This window comes from Synechococcus sp. MIT S9508 (genome assembly GCF_047303045.1).
GTDB lineage: Bacteria > Cyanobacteriota > Cyanobacteriia > PCC-6307 > Cyanobiaceae > Synechococcus_C.
On sequence record NZ_CP138941.1, the window covers coordinates 1159278 to 1177151 of the forward strand.

Here is a 17874-nt window from a genome sequence, read left to right on the forward strand (position 1 = left end):
CAGCCCAGCCTCTGCTCACAGCGGAGCAGATTATGGGACTGCTCCCCCATCGCTATCCCTTCGCGCTTGTGGATCGCGTCCTGGAGCACGTGCCAGGAGAAAAAGCAGTGGCCATCAAGAACGTCACGCTCAATGAGCCTCAGTTCCAGGGCCATTTCCCCGGGCGCCCGTTAATGCCCGGGGTGTTGATTGTTGAGGCCATGGCCCAGGTGGGCGGCCTGATCGTCACCCAGATGCCCGATCTGCCCAAAGGTCTGTTTGTGTTTGCTGGTATCGATGGCGTTCGCTTCCGCCGTCCGGTGATTCCCGGTGATCAGTTGCTGATCACCTGTGAGCTGCTGAGTCTCAAACGCAAGCGTTTTGGCAAGGTGAAGGCGGAGGCCACGGTGGATGGTCAGCTGGTCTGCTCAGGTGAGCTCATGTTCTCGCTGGTTGACTGAGCATGATGAGTGAACAGCGATCCCCCGCCGTGACTGCTGAGGACCGTCCTCCCCAGATTCATCCGCTTGCGGTGGTCGATTCCCGTGCCGAGCTCGCCGCCGGTGTCGTGATCGGTCCTGGTGCCGTTGTGGGCCCTGATGTTCGCATCGGCTCAAACACTTGGGTCGGGCCTCACGCGGTGCTTGATGGTCGACTTGTGATCGGTGACCACAACAAGATCTTCCCTGGTGCCTGCCTGGGGCTTGAGCCTCAGGACCTCAAGTACAAGGGAGCTCCGACAGAGGTGGTGATCGGACATCACAACACCATCCGTGAATGCGTCACGATCAACCGGGCGACGGACGAGGGTGAGCAGACCCGCATCGGCGACCACAACCTGTTGATGGCCTATTGCCATCTGGGACATAACTGTCTTCTGGGCAACGGGATCGTGATGTCCAACGGCATCCAAGTTGCCGGTCATGTTCTGATCGAGGACAAGGCTGTGATCGGTGGATGCTTGGGAATCCACCAGTTCGTGCAGATCGGCGGGATGGCTATGGTTGGAGGCATGACACGGGTGGACAGGGATGTGCCTCCCTATTGCCTTGTTGAGGGTCATCCTGGAAGAGTGCGCGGCCTCAACCGCGTGGGTCTGCGCAGGCGGGGACTTGATCGCAAGGATCAGGGTCAGGAAATCAAACAGCTTCAGGATGTTTGGGCACTGCTCTATCGCTCGGATAACGTCATCGCTGAAGGTCTGCGGCTGGCCCGTGAGCAGCCCCTGATGCCTCTGGCCGATCATCTCTGCTCCTTCCTCGAGGGATCGATCAGTCAAGGACGGCGTGGCCCCATGCCTGCTGTCGGTGGTCGCTGATGGTGCGTGTGCTGATCAGCACCGGTGAGGTGTCTGGTGATCTTCAAGGAAGCCTTCTGGTTCAGGCTCTTCATCGCCAAGCTCGCCTGAGGAGCCTCGATCTCGAGGTGCTGGCCCTGGGCGGACCACGCATGCATGCAGCCGGTGCGGAACTGCTTGCCGATACGGCTCCACTGGGTTCGATCGGTCTGCTGGAGCATCTTCCCCAGGTCGTGCCGACGTTGAAGCTGCAGTCGCGTGTCAATAAGCAGCTCAGTGCCAGGCCTCCTGATGCAGTGGTGCTGATTGACTACATGGGCGCCAATGTGCGTCTGGGCAAGCGTCTGCGCCGCAAATTGCCTGAGGTGCCGATCACCTACTACATCGCCCCACAGGAATGGGCTTGGCGCATGAATGACAACGGCACGAGCAGCCTTTTGTCTTTTACCGATCGCATCCTGGCGATCTTCCCCCAGGAAGCATCCTTCTATGCATCCCATGGTGCGCAGGTCACCTGGGTTGGTCATCCTCTGCTTGATCTTGCCGCAGGCAAGCCCGACCGTGCTGAGGCTTGTCGACAGCTCGGTCTTGATCCGAAAGGACGGCTGCTGTTGCTGATGCCCGCATCCAGGTCGCAGGAGCTGCGCTATTTGATGCCTGCGCTTGTTGAGGTGGCTGCACGTTTGCAGGCACGTGATCCCCAGCTGATGGTGATGGTGCCTGCAGGCCTCAGTCGGTTCGAGCGTCACCTGCAGGAAGGGCTTGAAGCCGCCGGTGTACGTGGACGGGTTATTCCAGCCGCTGATGCGGATGCGCTGAAACCGGCCCTATTCAGCGCGGCGGATCTCGCGCTTGGAAAGTCGGGAACAGTGAATATCGAGCTGGCTCTTCAAGGGGTACCCCAGGTGGTGGGGTACCGGGTGAGCCGGTTGACGGCCTGGGTGGCGCGCAATGTGTTGGGCTTCCATGTTGATCACATTTCGCCTGTGAACCTGCTGCTCAATGAGCGTCTGGTTCCCGAATTTGTGCAAGAAGACTTTGCTGCCGACCAGTTGCTTGCCAAAGCCATTCCGCTGTTGGAGAACCCTGAAGCGCGCCAAACGATGCTGAGTGGCTATGAACGACTGCGCCAAACGCTGGGGGAGCCGGGAGTGACCGATCGTGCTGCTGCCGCCATTCTCGATCAGCTGTTTACTTGAGCTCGCTTGTGATTCAGATCCTGTTGTCGATGGTTGTGGGAGCTCTGCTCCTGGTCTCACCTGCTTTAGTGCTTGCTGAGGAGCAGAGCGCCGTGCTGGCTGGGGGCTGTTTCTGGTGCATGGAGAGTGATCTGGAGAAGCTTCCAGGAGTGATCTCGGTGGAAAGCGGCTACAGCGGCGGCAGTGTTTCCGAGCCGACTTACAACCAGGTGAGTGCTGAAACCACCGGGCATCAGGAGGTGGTGGAAGTGCTGTTTGACTCCGAAAAGATCAGTTATCCGAAGCTTCTCCAGTCGTATTGGCGCAATGTGGATCCCCTCGACGGTGCAGGTCAGTTCTGTGATCGTGGCGACTCCTACCGACCGATGATTTTCACCGGTGATGATCAACAGACCAGCGAGGCTCTTGCTAGTCAATCAGCAGCTGCCAAGGAGCTCGGTGTATCTGAATCCGCTCTCAAGGTGGAGATCAAACCTCTTGAAAAGTTCTGGCCTGCTGAGGATTACCACCAGAATTTTGCCGAATTGAATTCAGTGAAGTACAAGTACTACCGCTGGGCTTGCGGACGAGATAAACGCCTCGATGAGGTCTGGGGTGACCAAGCTCGCAGCGGAGATGCTTGGACGAAGTGATCGTTGTCTACAGCGGGGCGCATCAACTTCTGATGGTTTGATTGCGGGAATCTGAGGAAATTCTGTAGCGATCGTTGCGCTCCGATTCAGTTACTTCTCAGTGAAGGTGCGGGTTTTACGCCATCGACGATACAGATTGGACTGCGTACCATTCTGCAGTGAGTTGTGAAAGGTCTGTATGTATCTGCTGACCATCAAAGACGGTCTCGTGACGCGTCATGTTGGTCCGTATCCATCCCCGAAACAGGCTTCCGACGATTTAGAGCGCGTCATGGCCAGTTGTTCGGAGAGGGCACGCTGGCAGATTCATGCGCTCGAAAATCCTCGCTCTCTGACGATGGTTGCTGCGTCCTGAGAGAGATCAGGCTCTGAAGACTCAGATCATTCGGCTTCTCAATCCTGCGTTTCTGGCCTTGTTTTTTGGCGCCCGGGATAACCACGCAGAAGTCCGGATTCGATCATCAGCCCTACGCCCGCGTTAATGGCGATCAGGCTGAGCGTGCCGTACCACCACCAGGGACCACCGTCGCTTCCCGCCAGCTGGAGTGTTCTGCGACTGACAGCCTCCCCGAACAGGCAGAGACCTGCCGGCAACAGCAAAACACCCAGCTGGGCGCGTACATACCAGCGAAGAGGGCTGGAGGCCATGTAGCTTGAACATCTCACAGGTGAATTTAGGCCTCGGCGGTTGAGGCCTGTTTCATGACCCAGTTCACCAGCGTGCGTACCCCGTAGCCAGTGGCTCCGGAGGGATTCATTCCGCGACCTTTGTCACTCCAGACCGTTCCGGCAATGTCGATGTGGGCCCAGGGAATGCCGGCATCTACGAACTCTTTGAGGAACAGGGCGGCGGTGATCGATCCACCGGGGCGAGGTCCGGTGTTCTTCATATCGGCCAGCAGCGATTTGAGGCCTTTGCGATAGGAGCTGTGCATCGGCATGCGCCAGAGTCCTTCTCCGGCATCGCTTGCAGCGGTTTCCAGATCACTCGAGAGCGCATCATCCGGGGTCCAGAGTCCGGCGATCTCATCACCGAGGGCGACCACGCAAGCACCGGTGAGCGTTGCCAGATCAACGATGGCGTCGGGCTTGAGCTTGGAGGCATACACCAGGGCATCGGCGAGGGTGAGGCGTCCCTCCGCATCGGTGTTGTTGATCTCGATTGTGGTGCCGTTGGATGCCGTGACGATGTCGCCGGGGTGAACCGCGGAGCCGTTGATCATGTTTTCGCAGGCGGCCACCACCATGTGCACTTCCACTCCTGCAGGGCGCAGCTCAGCAATGCTGCGCATCGCTCCAAAGACCGACGCGCTTCCGCCCATGTCAAACTTCATCATGTCGATCTGGGCGGCACCGACCTTGAGGTTGTATCCGCCGGAATCGAAGGTGAGTCCCTTGCCCACCAGAACCAGTCGTTTCTTGGCGACTCCGCTGGGCCGATAGGTGAGGTGGATGAATTTAGGAGCCATGTCCGAGCCCTGGCATACCGAGAGATAGGAGCCCATGCCTCGCTCCTCGCAGTCGGATTGTTCCAGCACGGTGAGCTCAAGACCATGCTCATGGGCCAAAGCTGCCGCGGTGCGGGCCAGTTCTTCCGGGGTGACGCTGTTGGGTGGTGCCGCCACCAGTTCCCTGGCCAGCTCCACGCCGGCGCAGATCGGATGAACTGTTTCCAGAGTCTGCTTCAGGCCCGTTGGCCATTGGCCCAGCAGCTCCACCTGTTCAGGCCGTGGGCTGGGTTCGGGCTTGCTGCGAAAGCGCAAGTCGCTGTAGAGCGCCAGGCGCACAGCTTCAGCAGCGGCAGTGGCATCAGCGATGAGGTCTACGGATCCCCACGGCAGCAACAGCCCAAGGGAGCCTCCCTGGCCCTGTGCTGCGCGGGCGGCGGCCGCAGCGGCCATGCGCAGGCTGTCGCGTTCGATGGATCCGGCCTCTCCCAGCCCCAGCAGCACCAGGGTGGTGCAGTCACCGCGCAGCAATTGAAGGCTGGCTAAGTCACCGCTCTTTCCTGTGAAGGGCTTCTGCTTCAGCCACTCCTTCAGCTGAATGTTGAAGCGCTGTTCCATCGCCTCCAAAAGGCCTTGGGGATCGTCCTGGGGTATGCCGAGCGCCAGAACCGAACCACTCCAGGCCTCAGGGGTGGCCGGAGAGAGGGAGATTTTCATGGAGAGCTGATGCCTGAGCCGTTGCCTGAACCGATGCTAGGAGCTGTGCTCAGTCGGCTTGAAACGGCGTGGCCCAGCGATCGCGCGTTTCCTTGTTGAACGGTGGCTGCCAGCGACGGATCAGGGTCTGTTCCAACTGCCGCCGCGCCTTGGTGGCTCTGGGCACATCGCCCCAGAAACGAATGCTGGTTCTGCAGCTCAGACCGCAGTGCATGCAGGCTTCCTGATAAGCCGCGAGGTAAGCCTTGCAATCGTGCTCCCCCTTCCAACGCCGATCGGCCGCCATGGTTTCTCCGATGTAAAGCAGGATTGGGTGTTTCAGGCCGGCGGGTCGATCCATGACCCAGTACAACGCCGCCCCTTGATGGGGGCTTTGCGGCCAGCGCCAGAAACTCAGCGGCAGCGGTTTGAGCGACAAAGGCTGAACCCTGGCCGCTTCAGCCTGCTCACTGCCGAACAGGCTGCTTTGCTCTTGCCTGGGGCTGTCGGATTCAAAGAGAGGGCTCTGGAAGCTGTGGATGCGTTCCTGCCAGCTTTTTAGCTGCTGCCAATTCAGTGCCAATTCAGCAGGTTCGTTCTCATGAGAGGCAGGGGCGGGCTGCTCGAAAAGATTGCCCTGGCGAGGAGAGGAAGGCATTGCCGTCAACCTCGCGGCGGCAGGCTCGGGCCGGCTGGTCTGGCCCCGAATCGGACACGCCCGATCAAAGCCTCTACCGTTGCCGGGGGAAGGCAGAGTCTCTCCTGTAGATCCGCGAGGTTCTGAAACGGTTCGCGCCGTCGTTCGGCGATCAGGCGTTCCAGCCGCTCATCGGGCCACGGGAGGGTTTTGGCCAGCAGGATGGGGCTGGCGGCATTCAGATCCAGCGGTGAATGCTTGGGTAACTGCGGGGCATCGCCGTGCCAGCGAAAAATCAGATGGGGTCTCCATTGCTCGCAGAGACTCTCCGAGATATCGAGCAGCTGAGCCAGATCCTCGATCTGGCTGAATTGCACTCCGCCCTGCTGTAACCGCAGCAGCTGATCCACCATCACGTCGCTGCAGCCCGGTAACTGGCGCCATTGTTCCGCCGTGGCCCTGTTCACGTCGATGCACCAACTCGGAGCGACCGTTGTTTCTTCTGAAGGCGCAGGGCTGGTGTCCACGCGCAATGGATCCTTGGGTAGATCACCCATGGCCTGGAGCACCTTGCGGGCCAGTGGATCGAGCCAGTGCCGGCGAGCCATCGCCGCGTTTCTCCTTTGCAGCCTGGCCAGGACCCTAGGTCCAGCGCGGCGGCCTGGTGGGAACCTGCACCAGCCCCTCACGAAATGCTGTGACAACAGCCATGGTTCGGTCCCTGGCCGGCAGCTTGCGCAGCAGGCTGCCGACATGAGTTTTCACGGTGTCAATCGACACCAATAAAGCGTCGGCGATCTCCTGATTGGTCATGCCTCGGCAGAGGCCGCGCAACACGTCCTCTTCCCGCATGGTGAGTTCCTGCAGTGGCACTTGATCGCCGCTGCAGCGCAGCCTGCTGTGGTGCAACACGCCACTGATCAGTGGATCGAGATACTGCCCGTCGGTTTCGATGGCCGTGAGCGCTGCAGCCACCGTGCCCGTTCCGGTGGCCTGAGCCGAGCAGATCCCATGGCAGCGGGCATCGATGGCATCCAGGATCGTGCGCGGGATGGGGCGCTGAAGCAGCATCAACACCTTGATGTCGGGGTTGTGGTCTCTCGCCCGACGCACGAGGCTGGTGCCACTGCCGCCCTCGAGGGTGTCCGTACACAGCAACAGATTGGCCGCGCTGCTTTGAAGCCTCAGCAGGCAGTCGTCCTCGCTGGTGCAGGCCGCCACCAGAGGGCCCTGGCCTTCGAACCAGGCCGTCCAGCTGCTGAGCAGCACAAGGTCAGCGGAAGCGATGGCGGTGCGACTTCGCTTGAGCAGGCTGTTGCCCTGGCGGGACCGTTGTTGCAGAGACGGGATCCGTTCGCTGAGATCCAAGGAAGGGAGAGGCTCGAGGCCGTTGCCGCTGACCAATTTATGTTGACCGGAATCGGGGGGTGTGGATCCGCACTGTTACGGGGAGCTCAAATTGTCCAGAATCACACCAGTTGATCGGTGGGCCATGGCGTTCTTCGACTCAGACATCGTGCAGGAGGAGGCCAAGCGTCTGTTCGGCGACTACCAGCAGTTGATGCAGCTGGGTTCCGATTACGGCAAGTTTGACCGCGAGGGCAAAAAGAAGTTCATCGACACGATGGAGGAGCTCATGGAGCGCTACCGCGTGTTCATGAAACGCTTTGAGCTGTCGGAAGACTTCCAGGCCAAGCTCACGGTGGAGCAGCTGCGCAGCCAGTTGGGCCAGTTCGGGATCACCCCGGAGCAGATGTTTGAGCAGATGCAAGGCACCCTGGAGCGGATGAAAAGTCAGCTGGAACAGCCACCCAGCTGAAGCGGCCCGTACGATTCAGCCCGCAATCGCTCCCTCGCCCATGGCCTCGACACCGTCTCTGCCGGCATGGCTGTCGCGTGGCATGGCCGATCTTTTTCCAGCCGGCGATGGTGATGACGCCGATCAGTCGCTGGCGGCGCGGCTGAGGCAGGCAGAGAAAGAGAGCCGCTCCCTGCGCATCAAGTTGGGAATCGACCCAACTGGCAGCAACATCCATCTGGGTCACAGCATCCTGTTTCGCAAGCTGCGGGCTTTTCAAGATGCGGGGCATACAGCGGTGTTGATCATCGGCGATTTCACTGCCCGCATCGGCGACCCCACTGGTAAAAGTGCCACACGGGTGCAGCTCACCGCTGAAGAGGTTGAGGCCAATGCCGCCACCTACCTGGCACAGCTGGGCCAGGGGCAGCCAAAGCAGACGGCACTGCTTGATTTCGAGACCCCTGGCCGCCTGGAGGTGCGCCATAACAGTGAGTGGCTGGCAGGTTTGGATCTGCCTCAGGTCATTGGCTTGTTGGGTACGGCCACCGTGGGTCAGATGCTCGCCAAAGACGATTTCTCCAACCGTTACGGCAGCGGTGCACCGATCGCCCTGCATGAATTCCTTTATCCGCTGCTGCAGGGCTATGACTCCGTGGCTGTGAATGCCGATGTGGAGCTGGGCGGCACTGATCAGAAGTTCAATGTGGCCATGGGCCGCGATCTGCAGCGCCATTTCAACAAGGGCACCCAGTTCGGGTTGCTGCTGCCGATTCTGGTCGGTCTGGATGGCGTGCAGAAGATGAGCAAAAGCCTTGGCAACACGGTGGGTCTGGAGGAAGACGCGCTGTCGATGTATTCCAAGCTCGAGAAGGTCGGCGATGCCGCCATCGATGACTACGTGACCCTGCTGACCGATCTGAGTCCGCAGGATTTGCCGGACAACGCACGCGAGAAGCAGAAGGCGATGGCTCTGGCGGTGACCGCCAGCCGGCATGGCATGGAGGCAGCCCAAAAAGCGCAGAGCGATGCAGCCACCCTGGTGAGCAGTGGCGGTGATGCCGGAGCGGATGTGCCTGAAGCCTCTCTTTCAGCAGTGAATTTTCCTGCGAAGGCCTTCTATCTGCTCAGTGCTGTTGGCATCTGCGCCAGCAGCAGCGATGCTCGCCGCCAGATTAAGGGCGGTGCGGCGCGCCTGGAGGGCGAGAAGATCACCGACCCGAATCAGGAGTTCGCCTCGGCGGCGGAACTGGACGGCAAGGTGCTGCAGCTGGGCAAGAAGACCTTCCGCAGGCTCACTTCCTGAGCAGGGTCACGCTCGCTTCGTATTCGCTCAGGCTCTGATCGCAACTCAGCAGCTTGATTTGCTCTTGCTGAGCCTGAGCAATCAGCAAACGATCAAAGGGATCCTTGTGGTGCCAGGGCAGGGTCTGAACTGCCAGGCAGTGCTCGGCTCGAATGGTTAACTCTTCAAAACCTTCCCGTTGGAGCTGCTCGCGTAATTCAGCAGCATCGAACTGAAAGTCCACCCGGTTGAGCGAGCATTTGATCGCAACCTCCCAGAGGCTGACAACACTCATGAAAAAGCGTTGTTGCCTATTTCCCAGTTCTGGGATCAGCGTGGATGGCAGTTGATCTGGTGTGAAGGCCAGCCAGATCAGCAGCTGCGTGTCGAGCAGCCTGGCGGGGCTTTCCGGCTGGACATCAGCTGAACATGGCGTTGATGTCGGCAGCAAAGTCTCCTTTCACATCAGCGGTGGCGATGCCTTGGCTGCGCATGAACCCCAGCTTTCGCCTACGCGGTGTGGTGTCCACAGGCACCAGCTTCACCAACGGTTTGCCGGCCCGAGCAATCACCACGTCATCTCCATCGAGGGCCTGCTCCACGTAACGGGAGAGATGGGTCTTGGCGTCGTGGAGATTGACCTGCATGGGGCTGATTTAGCCGGGCTGCCTGCTAAGGCATCTCAACGCCGGCGCGACAGGATGGAATACGGATTACCCACTTGCCTTGGCCCCGTCGCTCACTTCTGACCCCGCCGATCGGATCATCGTGGCCCTCGATGGCATGGCGCCCGAGCAGGCGCTGGCGTTTGCCGGCCAAGTGGAGGGGCTGCGTTGGGTGAAGGTGGGGCTGGAGTTGTTTGTGCAGGCTGGGCCGGAGGTGGTGGCGCAACTGCGCGAGCAGGGCTTGCGGGTGTTCCTCGATCTCAAATTTCACGACATCCCCGCAACGATGGCGGGGGCTTGCCGGCGGGCAGCGGCACTGGGGGCGGAACTGATCACGGTGCATGCCTGCGCCGGCAGCGAAGCACTCAAGGCGGCCCAGGCCGCGGCGGTTGAAGGGGCCCAAGGCGCTGGCCAACCCGCCACCACCCTGCTGGCGGTGACGGTGCTCACCAGCTGGGAGGAGCAGCGACTGCAACGGGAACTCGCCATTGCCCAGGACATTGCCGAACGGGTGCCGGCGTTGGCGCAGCTGTCGGCGACTGCCGGCATCGGCGGCTGTGTGTGCTCACCCTTGGAGGCCGAGGCATTGCGGGCCCGGCACCACGAACCGTTTGCGTTGGTCACGCCAGGCATTCGCCCGAAAGGAACCGCAGTGGGCGATCAGGCCCGTGTGATGGGGCCTGCTGAGGCGATTGCAGCTGGCGCCAGTCAGCTGGTGATCGGCCGGCCGATCACAAAGGCCGAGGATCCCAGTGCGGCGTTTGCCGCCTGTTGCGCAGAGCTCGTGTGCTGATCGCTGACCAGCAAGAGCTAGCCCTCTCACTCAATGGAGGGAGGGAATAGGCACCTCAGCAGCTCCCTGTGTCGCAACCAGGGTTTGGATTTTCAGTCTTTCTTGCCCACCTTGGGTTCGGTGCCGTTGATCAGCCGTTGAATGTTGCTGCGGTGGCGCCAGAGCACCAGCGCCATTGCCACCAGGGCCACCACCAGATTGGCGTTACTGCCGGAACCGGCGGCCATCAGCAGCGGCAGGCTGAGCGAGGCCACCACACTGGCGAGCGACACGATCCGGCTGAGGCTGAACACGGCCATGAACATCCCAAAGCAAGCCAGCCCCACTGGCCAGGCCAAGCCCAGGAACAAACCAAGTCCGGTGGCAACGGCCTTGCCGCCCTTGAATCCCAGCCATATCGGCCAGATATGGCCGGCCAGGGCTGCAAGACCGGCCAGCACCTGGATCCAGTCGTTGAGTGGATTGTTCTGGGTGAGGGCGCTAGCGATCAGAACCGCGGCTGCTCCTTTGGCCACATCCACCAGGAACACCACCAGAGCAGGGCCTTTGCCCACGTTGCGCAGCACATTGGTGGCGCCGGTGGAGCCGGAGCCGATGCTGCGCAGGTCGATGCCCTTGCACCATTTGCCGGCCAGGAAGCCGCTGGGTAGGGAGCCGAGCAGGTAACCCAGCAGCAGCGTGAAGAAGGGCATCAGAGCAGGTCGTCTTCGTAGTCATAGGTTTCGCCTGGACCGGCTGCAAACGCCAGCCAGAGCGGGAACTGAAGCACGGGAATGTCCACCACTCGTTGCGCTGCATCGATCAGGATCAGGGGCACTTCACCGCGCTCCTCCAGCCGGTCGGCGCGCTCCACGAGGGCATCGCCACGTTCAAACAGAACGATCCCGCTGCTGGGGCCGAAATCTTCCCGTCCCAGGCCTAGCGCATCCTGCAGGCCTCGTCGCCAGTCACCCAGCCGTTCGGGTTGTCCGGCCAGAACCAGCGTCTGGAACTGATCGCCGTAAAGCTCGCCGATGACGGCGATCAGGGCAGCCCCCAGCAGCACGTTGCGAGGTCGATTGCCGCGGCTGGCCTGAGCTCCCCTGCCGCCCTGATTGAAAAACCAGTCTTCGAGTACAGCGATGTCGCTGTCGTCGAGGCTGCGGCGCAGTTTCCAGGGTTCGGCATAGAAGTCGGGCTGCTCAAGAAAACGTCTGAGGTTGGTTCGGATCAGCTCTTCATCAGGACGGAAGGTGTCGGCCAGAGCCGGCGCGCCGCCACTGTTCGCTATGGCCTGTTCGGCGGCGGCCTCAGCTGCCTGGGCATCCAGTGGTGAAGGTTTCACCACCACAGGCTGCGCCACTAGCTCCAGCGTCTCCACTGACTGGGCCAGCCCCTGCAAGGCTCCACCCAGATACTCCTGAAACCCCTTCACACGTCTGGCGATTGCATCGGATTGGCCAGCAAAGCTGGCGGCCATGTCTTTCTCCAGTTGCTGCTTGCGCTGTTGGAGGCTTTCAATCTCCTGTTGCAGGCCGTCGCGCCGCTTCTGCAGATCCACCAGGGCCAGTTGGATCAGCGTTTCAGACGCAGGCTGCACGTCTTCGCTGGCTGTGTGGGATGCCTCGCTGGATGCATCGTTGGCTGCCTCTGTGGATTGCGGCGTGTCCTGGAGTGGCAGATCGTTGTCGTCAGGCATGGTCGGCTTCTCCTCAACTCATTTCAGCGGATTGCGGGGCTCATGGCCCAAACACAACGTTCTCGTTGTGTTCAAGTGTTGGTTTGGCTTAGGGCTTCGGGGTTTCCAGGGAGCCGACCCGTTGTTCCAACTGTTGCCGCAGCTCAGCAGGGTTGAAGAGGATCGGCAGGAAGTGGATGCTCTTGAGTTCGCGGAAATAGAACAGGCCTGGTAGCCAGGGGGCAAACAGTCGCCAGCTCTGCCATTCGGCGTAAGGGAAGCTGCGCAGCTCCTGCTTGCCTCGCCACACCACCAGAGTGTCGTTAGTGAATTCCAGCCGCAGGCTGTAGGTCTGCACCAACAGGAAAACACCAAACAGCCCCACCACCACGGTCGGCCATGGATTGAACGGCAGTGGCAGCAGGCAGAGGCTGAAGACGATGATCAGCAGCGCCAGACGGGGGCTGGGGCTGATGCTCACGCTGTTTTGGTCAGGCTCAGACGGTGTTGTGGTCATGGTGGTAAGAAGCTGCTTCAGCCTCCGAAGAGGATCTGAGTCAGGAAGACGTCCATCAGGGCCACGGTGACCAGGATCATCACCACGGCACCTGTGGTGCTGGTGCCAACCTCTTTCGGCCCTCCTTGGGTGGTCATGCCCCAGCCGCAGGACAGCACCGCAATTTGAAGGCCGAAAATTAAGGCTTTGACCAGCATGAACGGCAAATCGTCCGGATCGAGCCAGGTGCGCACTGAGGTCCAGAACACAGCGGGCGGAATCTGGTAAATCTCCGTGCTGCTGATCTGGCCTCCCAGGATTGCCACAGCAAAGAACAACAGACACTGCACCGGGGCCATCACCACCATGGCGATCAGGCGGGGAACGACCAGGTACTCCACCGGGTCGGTGCGCAACATTGTGATGGCATCCACCTGTTCGGTCACCTTCATGGTCCCTAGCTGTGCCGCGTAGGCGGTGGCCACCTTGCCTGTGAGCAGGGTGGCCGTCAGCAGAGGGGCAATCTCACGAGCTAGGCCAATCGCCAGGACGCCGCCAACCGTGGAGTTGGCGCCCATGTTGCTTAGTTCCTTGGCGACCTGGATGTTGAACACCGTGCCCGCAGCCAGTGCCGTGATGATCACGATGAGGAAGCTTCCAGGTCCGGCTTCCTGGAGTTGATCCAGCAGATCAACAGTATTAATCCTTCCCTTGGCGGTGGCGGTGACTGCCTGTCCGCCAATGATCAAGCTGCTGCCCAGCCTCTTTAGCCAGCGGGGCGATTGGATGCGGGCTCGGAGGCGAGATGAAATCATGCGCGTTGCATATGGGCGCCGCGGTCAGGCCAGCGTCGCATCACCACAAGTCCCAGACCTACTAAAACTGCTGGAATGAGGCCCATGCAAAGGCGGATGGCAATCAGAGCTGTTTGAGGCTGTTCGATAAAATTTAAGGCTCCGTCGCAACTCTTGGTGGAGATATATCCAGTTAGAGAGAGCAATGTGCCAAACACGCTCATACTCAGCCCGATGATCAGTTTTTGACCGAACACCATCCATGCGGTGTAAAGACCCGCGGGGTGAGTTGGATCAGCATCGATCGCATCGGGAAGTAAAGACCAAGGAATCAGGTAGGCCGTTGATGCGCCCAGCCCAACCAGCATGATCAGTGTGACAACGGGAATCAAAGCGTTTCGGCCACTGTTTTCAGCGATTGGAGATAGGGCCATCGAGAGCAGGCAAGCGGTGATCCAGATGCTCGACCCCCAGCCGAGAGCCTTGATTCGCCCATGGCGGTTGGACAGCACGCTCCAGAGTTGGAGTCCGATCAAGGCCGCAATGTTGAAAGCGAGCAAGAGCAAGGTGGCGATACTTGCCGGAACGTGAATGACTTGAACAAGCCAGATCAGTGCAACAACCTGCATGAGCTGGAGGCCAAACCACAGCAGCAGATACAGCCCCAGCACCATCAGAAAACGGGAATTGGAGCGAATGCGATGAAGTTGTTTGCGTAGAGGCTCCTTATTGCCACTTGGTTGTTGAGCTTTTTTGGCATAGGGGGCCAAACCCCAGCAGCAGAGCAAGGTCGCTATGGCAGCGATCGTGCCAGTGATTTGTCCCATCAAGACATAGCCGCCTCCGCCTTCGCGCAAAGCAAAAAAGGCAACGAGCAACCCCATCGTTCCTGAGATGATGGAACCGGTGAAGCGAGCTGCGTTGAGACGGGTTCGGATTGCAGTGTCTGGGCTGAGTTCTGTAGAGAGCGCGGCAAAGGGCAGATTCACGCTTGTGTAAGCGGTCATCAGCAGGATGGCCATCAGCACGTAATACAGCGTGCGTTGGCTGATGTCTCCCTCTGGAACCCACCACATGGCGGCCAAGCTGATGCCTAACGGCAGGGCGGCCCCAAGCATCCAGGGAAGTCTTGGCCCCCACCGGCTTTTGGTGTGATCGCTCATCCAGCCGATCAGCGGATCATTCACGCCATCCCAGATTTTGATCACCGTGAGCAGTGAGCCAGCAATGAACGCTGGAAGGCCTGCTGCACAAGTGAAAAAGGGAAACAGGTAAAAGCCGAGTGTTGTCGCGGCGAGTCCGGTCCCTGCGTCTCCAAGTCCATACGAAAACATCAGACGGCGGCGGGAGCCCTCAGGGCGAGCTGCAGAAGTGGTCAATCCGAATGAGGGGGCTCGCTGACCGTCATAATGCTTGGGGATATGAACGCACCAGCTCCGCCCTCTCGAAGGTTGGTTCGTTTGTATTAATGCGGGCGTAGTTTAGTGGTAAAACCTCAGCCTTCCAAGCTGATGATGCGGGTTCGATTCCCGCCGCCCGCTTTGTTGCATTGCTCCAGGCCTTTGGGCTTGCTTCTTAGAGCTTGATGTTGTCGGCGTACTCCCGAGCCATCATCACCACCAGACTTCGGGCTTCGAGGGGGACGCCGTCCGGACTCCAAGGTTCCAAGGTCTGGGGAAGGTCCTCACCTGCAGGAAGGGCCGTATCGATCAGGCGATGCCAGGGAGATGCCGGCTGGGGCAGATCAAAGTGCATGGCCTTGAAGTAAGCGTTGAAGCCAGCCCAGAGAACTGCTCCCCGTTTGCCGCGATGCAGGCTCATTGCCAGGCAATGGGACCAGCTGGCCCAGTCGGGTTTGCCCAGTTCCACCCCATGCCACTGGCGCCACAAACCATCGGGATCGCTGTTGCGGCGCTGCTGTTGCGGTTCGTAGTGGCTCATCACTGGGTTCAACAGCTCGGCGAGCTCTGAGCGCAGTCGCAGCAGTCGCTGCACGAAGATGAGCAGCTCCGTATCGCAGTGCTCCTCGGACCAGATCATCCAGCTGAGCGGTGTGTCCTGGCACCAAGTGTTGTTGTTGCCTCCCTGGCTGCGGCCAACTTCGTCGCCCATCAACAGCATCGGTACGCCGCGCGCCAGCAGCAGGGTGCTCAGCATGTTGCGTTGCTGACGCTTGCGCAGAGCAGTGATGGCAGGGTCACTGCTGGGACCTTCAACTCCGTGATTCCAGCTTTTGTTGTGATTTTCACCGTCGCGGTTGTCTTCACCATTGGCGAGGTTGTGCTTCCTGTTGAAGCTCACCAAATCCATCAGTGTGAAACCGTCATGGGCCGTGAGCAGATTCACGGAGCTGCCTAAACCTGCAGGTTTGCCGTCATAGAGATCAGGGCTGCTGCGCAGGCGCTGTGCCATGGCCCAAGTGCTGTCCTCGTCGCCTTTCCAGAAGCTTCGCAAGGCATCACGAAACCGCCCGTTCCAGGTCCCGATGCGCCGAGCCGGGAAGTCATTCAGTCGATAGAGACCACCGCAGTCCCAGGGCTCGCTCACAAGTTTGAGCTCACTAAGTAGCGGGTCAGCCTCCATCGTTTCGAACAGTGCGGGTTTGTCCAATGGCTTCAGACCTTCGCCGCGACTCAGGGCAATGCCGAGATCGAAGCGAAAGCCATCCACTCCCAGTTCCAGTGCCCAGCAGCGCAGCGACTCCAGAATCAGTTCACGGCTGAGCGGATGGTGGGCGGCAATGGTGTTGCCGCAGCCACTCACGTCTTGGTAATCACCCTTATCGGTCTGGTGGTAGTAGGTGCGATCGGCGAAGCCACGCCAGCTCAGGGTGGGGCCATCAGCGTTGCCTTCGGTGGTGTGGTTGTAGACAACATCAAGCAACACCTCCAGGCCAGCGTCGTGACAGGCCGCCACCAGATCGCGCATCTGATCTCTGGCCTTCATGGGGTCACCGCCGCCCACATAGCCCTGATGAGGAGCAAACCAGCTCAGTGGGCTGTAGCCCCAGATGTTGTCTCGCCCAGGAGGCGCATCCTGGGGATCGAAGGCCTGCACGGGCAGCAGTTCGATCGTGGTGACGCCCAACTGCTTGAGATAAGGGATCTTGTCGATCACTCCCAGCAGGCTGCCCTGTCGATCAGGAGCTACGCCGCTGTCGCTGCGTTGGGTGAAGCCTCCAATATGCAGCTCGTAGATCACCGTCTGCTGCCAACTGTGTCGAGGTCTGGGATGCGCATCGAAATCGAAGCGGTCCCGTTCGCAGACCAGTCCCTTCAGGCAGCAATGGGTGTTCGGTGAAGCACCGGTGGCGGCTTCGCGTTGATAAATCGACCAGCCCGTGATCGCGCGCGCACACGGATCCAACAGCACCTTCGCGGGCCGGAAGCCATGGCCTCCCGGTGCGAGCGGCCCGAACACTCGATAGCCATAGCAGCAACCTGCCGTCAGTCCCTCCACCTCCACATGCCAGTAATCGCCAGAACGGTGGTTGCTGTCGTTGAGATCGATCAGTTGATCCGGACTGCTGGCTTCAGCGGTGGAGAAAATCAGCAGTTCAACCCGGTTTGCACCTGGCGCTGCCACCGAGAAATTCACACCATCGGCGGTGATGCTGCTGCCAAGAGGCCAAGGCTTGCCTCGCCGGACCGTGCTCAAAGATCCACTCCCAGGAGGCGGGTTAAGCCTTCAAAGTAGTGATAGCTCCGGTGATTCATCGTGTCTGTGATGACCTCCTCGCTGGAGCCAGGCCGCCCGCCTGTGCAAATCCGGCCTGATCTCTGGCTGTTTCCGCCTAACCGCGACTGTCGTGGTGGCTCGTCCTGGTGGCTCGACGTGGATCCTGAGCCCGTTCTGATCGACTGTCCGCCGCTCAGCGAAGCCAGCTTGGAGGCTCTGCGGCAACTGGCGCAAGGCCGTTGCGCCCGCATCCTTCTCACCAGTCGAGAGAGCCATGGACGCTTGCGGAGTCTGCAGCAGCGCATGCAATGGCCCGTGCTCGTCCAGGAACAGGAGGCTTATCTGTTGCCGGGCGTTGAGCAGCTCGAAACGTTCTCCGAGGAGACCGTCACACGTTCAGGCCTGCGACTGCTCTGGACGCCAGGCCCTACGCCTGGTCATGCCGTTGTGCATGCGCCGCTGCCTGTGAATGTGCTGTTCTGCGGACGTTTGCTTGTGCCAGTGGCCAAAGATCAATTGGCACCTTTGCAGCACCGGCGCACCTTTCACTGGCCTCGGCAGCAGCACAGTCTGCGTCAATTATGCCGGTGGCTTCCATCAGAAGCCGCTCCAGCACTGGCTTCTGGGGCTGGTCTAGGTGCTCTGCGTGGTGGTCATCTGGCTCCCTTTAACAGCTGGAATCAGCAGGCCAATGCAGCATTTGACACGGTCTGATTCATATGAGATTCGGTGAAAGCATTGCGGCACGGTGTTTTTCGGTTGCAGCACAGCGATTGTCTCCATACGATTAGCCCGCCTAGGGAAGCCGTGCGGATGTCGA

General features: G+C 60.1%; 21 protein-coding genes and 1 tRNA gene. 9 read left to right on the plus strand and 13 right to left on the minus strand.

From position 1 onward, the window contains the following. Positions 1–11 precede the first annotated feature (11 nt). From fabZ to msrA, 4 genes are read left to right on the plus strand one after another with little or no spacing between them, the layout of a single operon-like run. Positions 12–440 (plus strand): 3-hydroxyacyl-ACP dehydratase FabZ, encoded by a 429-nt coding sequence (fabZ, locus tag SIB42_RS05930; protein ID WP_067096030.1) that lies wholly within the window; start codon positions 12–14, stop codon positions 438–440. Positions 441–445: 5 nt separating this feature from the next. Continuing rightward, entirely contained in the window at positions 446–1297 is an 852-nt protein-coding gene (lpxA, locus tag SIB42_RS05935; protein WP_067096032.1) for an acyl-ACP--UDP-N-acetylglucosamine O-acyltransferase, read from the plus strand. Beyond that, positions 1297–2475 carry a lipid-A-disaccharide synthase gene (lpxB, locus tag SIB42_RS05940; protein WP_067095944.1) on the plus strand — a complete coding sequence of 393 codons (1179 nt, stop codon included), beginning with the start codon at positions 1297–1299 and terminating at the stop codon, positions 2473–2475. Before lpxA ends, lpxB begins: the two co-directional genes overlap by 1 nt. Before the next feature lie 29 nt (positions 2476–2504). Beyond that, positions 2505–3107: a peptide-methionine (S)-S-oxide reductase MsrA gene (gene msrA, locus SIB42_RS05945; RefSeq protein ID WP_067096036.1), complete on the plus strand. Its 603-nt coding sequence runs from the start codon at positions 2505–2507 to the stop codon at positions 3105–3107. Positions 3108–3500: 393 nt separating this feature from the next. On the opposite strand, the gene SIB42_RS05950 is transcribed toward msrA, so the two are convergent. Genes SIB42_RS05950 through SIB42_RS05970 form a run of 5 tightly spaced genes read right to left on the minus strand, consistent with a single transcriptional unit; the run spans position 3501 to position 7256 of the window. After that, positions 3501–3755 carry a hypothetical protein gene (locus SIB42_RS05950; protein ID WP_067095947.1) on the minus strand — a complete coding sequence of 85 codons (255 nt, stop codon included), beginning with the start codon at positions 3753–3755 and terminating at the stop codon, positions 3501–3503. Positions 3756–3781: 26 nt separating this feature from the next. Further along, positions 3782–5272 carry a leucyl aminopeptidase gene (locus tag SIB42_RS05955; RefSeq protein ID WP_067095950.1) on the minus strand — a complete coding sequence of 497 codons (1491 nt, stop codon included), beginning with the start codon at positions 5270–5272 and terminating at the stop codon, positions 3782–3784. A 49-nt stretch (positions 5273–5321) separates the two neighbouring features. Beyond that, positions 5322–5909 (minus strand): hypothetical protein, encoded by a 588-nt coding sequence (locus tag SIB42_RS05960; RefSeq protein ID WP_067095952.1) that lies wholly within the window; start codon positions 5907–5909, stop codon positions 5322–5324. Between the two features lie 5 nt (positions 5910–5914). Continuing rightward, positions 5915–6496 (minus strand): type II secretion system protein GspK, encoded by a 582-nt coding sequence (locus tag SIB42_RS05965; protein WP_067095956.1) that lies wholly within the window; start codon positions 6494–6496, stop codon positions 5915–5917. Positions 6497–6530: 34 nt separating this feature from the next. Next, entirely contained in the window at positions 6531–7256 is a 726-nt protein-coding gene (locus SIB42_RS05970) for a response regulator transcription factor (protein ID WP_067096039.1), read from the minus strand. A gap of 124 nt (positions 7257–7380) precedes the next feature. On the opposite strand from SIB42_RS05970, the gene SIB42_RS05975 reads away from it, so the two are divergent. After that, the gene (locus SIB42_RS05975) at positions 7381–7707 is read left to right on the plus strand and encodes a DUF1825 family protein (RefSeq protein ID WP_067095958.1); all 327 of its coding nucleotides are present in this window, start codon (positions 7381–7383) and stop codon (positions 7705–7707) included. A gap of 40 nt (positions 7708–7747) precedes the next feature. Beyond that, positions 7748–8992, plus strand: a complete 1245-nt coding sequence (gene tyrS / locus SIB42_RS05980) for a tyrosine--tRNA ligase (protein ID WP_067095961.1) — start codon at positions 7748–7750, stop codon at positions 8990–8992. On the opposite strand, the gene SIB42_RS05985 is transcribed toward tyrS, so the two are convergent. Both SIB42_RS05985 and SIB42_RS05990 read right to left on the minus strand, forming a co-directional pair. Next, positions 8982–9422 carry a type II toxin-antitoxin system VapC family toxin gene (locus SIB42_RS05985; protein WP_231856429.1) on the minus strand — a complete coding sequence of 147 codons (441 nt, stop codon included), beginning with the start codon at positions 9420–9422 and terminating at the stop codon, positions 8982–8984. The two genes, tyrS and SIB42_RS05985, sit on opposite strands and share 11 nt — an antisense overlap. Continuing rightward, a complete protein-coding gene (locus tag SIB42_RS05990; RefSeq protein WP_067095964.1) occupies positions 9391–9618 on the minus strand; it encodes a type II toxin-antitoxin system Phd/YefM family antitoxin in 228 nt (75 codons plus the stop codon). The genes SIB42_RS05985 and SIB42_RS05990 overlap by 32 nt, the downstream gene beginning before the upstream one ends. Before the next feature lie 79 nt (positions 9619–9697). On the opposite strand from SIB42_RS05990, the gene pyrF reads away from it, so the two are divergent. Then, positions 9698–10429: an orotidine-5'-phosphate decarboxylase gene (pyrF, locus tag SIB42_RS05995; protein ID WP_413328567.1), complete on the plus strand. Its 732-nt coding sequence runs from the start codon at positions 9698–9700 to the stop codon at positions 10427–10429. A gap of 92 nt (positions 10430–10521) precedes the next feature. Here the strand turns inward: pyrF and plsY are convergent, their stop codons facing one another. From plsY to SIB42_RS06020, 5 genes are all read right to left on the minus strand, one after another. Beyond that, positions 10522–11121: a glycerol-3-phosphate 1-O-acyltransferase PlsY gene (gene plsY / locus SIB42_RS06000; protein ID WP_067092616.1), complete on the minus strand. Its 600-nt coding sequence runs from the start codon at positions 11119–11121 to the stop codon at positions 10522–10524. Then, positions 11121–12107 carry a DUF3086 domain-containing protein gene (locus SIB42_RS06005; protein WP_067092618.1) on the minus strand — a complete coding sequence of 329 codons (987 nt, stop codon included), beginning with the start codon at positions 12105–12107 and terminating at the stop codon, positions 11121–11123. Before SIB42_RS06005 ends, plsY begins: the two co-directional genes overlap by 1 nt. Positions 12108–12195: 88 nt before the next feature. Then, positions 12196–12603, minus strand: coding sequence for a DUF3119 family protein (locus SIB42_RS06010; protein WP_067092620.1), 408 nt, complete (start codon positions 12601–12603; stop codon positions 12196–12198). Positions 12604–12620: 17 nt separating this feature from the next. Continuing rightward, complete coding sequence (locus SIB42_RS06015; RefSeq protein WP_067093108.1) at positions 12621–13370, minus strand: MlaE family ABC transporter permease; 750 nt, start codon at positions 13368–13370, stop codon at positions 12621–12623. A gap of 23 nt (positions 13371–13393) precedes the next feature. Next, entirely contained in the window at positions 13394–14710 is a 1317-nt protein-coding gene (locus tag SIB42_RS06020) for an MFS transporter (protein WP_156485111.1), read from the minus strand. 136 nt (positions 14711–14846) lie between these two features. On the opposite strand from SIB42_RS06020, the gene SIB42_RS06025 reads away from it, so the two are divergent. Continuing rightward, positions 14847–14917, plus strand: a tRNA-Gly gene (locus SIB42_RS06025). Positions 14918–14951: 34 nt separating this feature from the next. Here the strand turns inward: SIB42_RS06025 and SIB42_RS06030 are convergent. Beyond that, positions 14952–17033: a glycogen debranching protein gene (locus tag SIB42_RS06030; RefSeq protein WP_067092624.1), complete on the minus strand. Its 2082-nt coding sequence runs from the start codon at positions 17031–17033 to the stop codon at positions 14952–14954. 69 nt (positions 17034–17102) lie between these two features. Between SIB42_RS06030 and SIB42_RS06035 the strand changes: the two genes are divergently transcribed. Further along, positions 17103–17768 (plus strand): MBL fold metallo-hydrolase, encoded by a 666-nt coding sequence (locus SIB42_RS06035; protein ID WP_067092626.1) that lies wholly within the window; start codon positions 17103–17105, stop codon positions 17766–17768. Positions 17769–17874 lie beyond the last annotated feature (106 nt).

Coding starts and splice junctions, on each gene's coding strand:
- SIB42_RS05975 (WP_067095958.1), top strand. CDS start 7,381: ATGGCGTTCTTCGACTCAGACATCGTGCAGGAGGAGGCCAAGCGTCTG.
- SIB42_RS06020 (WP_156485111.1), bottom strand. CDS start 14,710: ATGTTTTCGTATGGACTTGGAGACGCAGGGACCGGACTCGCCGCGACA.
- tyrS (WP_067095961.1), top strand. CDS start 7,748: ATGGCCTCGACACCGTCTCTGCCGGCATGGCTGTCGCGTGGCATGGCC.
- SIB42_RS05955 (WP_067095950.1), bottom strand. CDS start 5,272: ATGAAAATCTCCCTCTCTCCGGCCACCCCTGAGGCCTGGAGTGGTTCG.
- lpxA (WP_067096032.1), top strand. CDS start 446: ATGAGTGAACAGCGATCCCCCGCCGTGACTGCTGAGGACCGTCCTCCC.
- SIB42_RS05990 (WP_067095964.1), bottom strand. CDS start 9,618: ATGCAGGTCAATCTCCACGACGCCAAGACCCATCTCTCCCGTTACGTG.
- msrA (WP_067096036.1), top strand. CDS start 2,505: ATGGTTGTGGGAGCTCTGCTCCTGGTCTCACCTGCTTTAGTGCTTGCT.
- SIB42_RS06035 (WP_067092626.1), top strand. CDS start 17,103: ATGACCTCCTCGCTGGAGCCAGGCCGCCCGCCTGTGCAAATCCGGCCT.
- SIB42_RS05960 (WP_067095952.1), bottom strand. CDS start 5,909: ATGCCTTCCTCTCCTCGCCAGGGCAATCTTTTCGAGCAGCCCGCCCCT.
- SIB42_RS06005 (WP_067092618.1), bottom strand. CDS start 12,107: ATGCCTGACGACAACGATCTGCCACTCCAGGACACGCCGCAATCCACA.
- lpxB (WP_067095944.1), top strand. CDS start 1,297: ATGGTGCGTGTGCTGATCAGCACCGGTGAGGTGTCTGGTGATCTTCAA.
- plsY (WP_067092616.1), bottom strand. CDS start 11,121: ATGCCCTTCTTCACGCTGCTGCTGGGTTACCTGCTCGGCTCCCTACCC.
- SIB42_RS05965 (WP_067095956.1), bottom strand. CDS start 6,496: ATGGCTCGCCGGCACTGGCTCGATCCACTGGCCCGCAAGGTGCTCCAG.
- SIB42_RS06010 (WP_067092620.1), bottom strand. CDS start 12,603: ATGACCACAACACCGTCTGAGCCTGACCAAAACAGCGTGAGCATCAGC.
- SIB42_RS05950 (WP_067095947.1), bottom strand. CDS start 3,755: ATGGCCTCCAGCCCTCTTCGCTGGTATGTACGCGCCCAGCTGGGTGTT.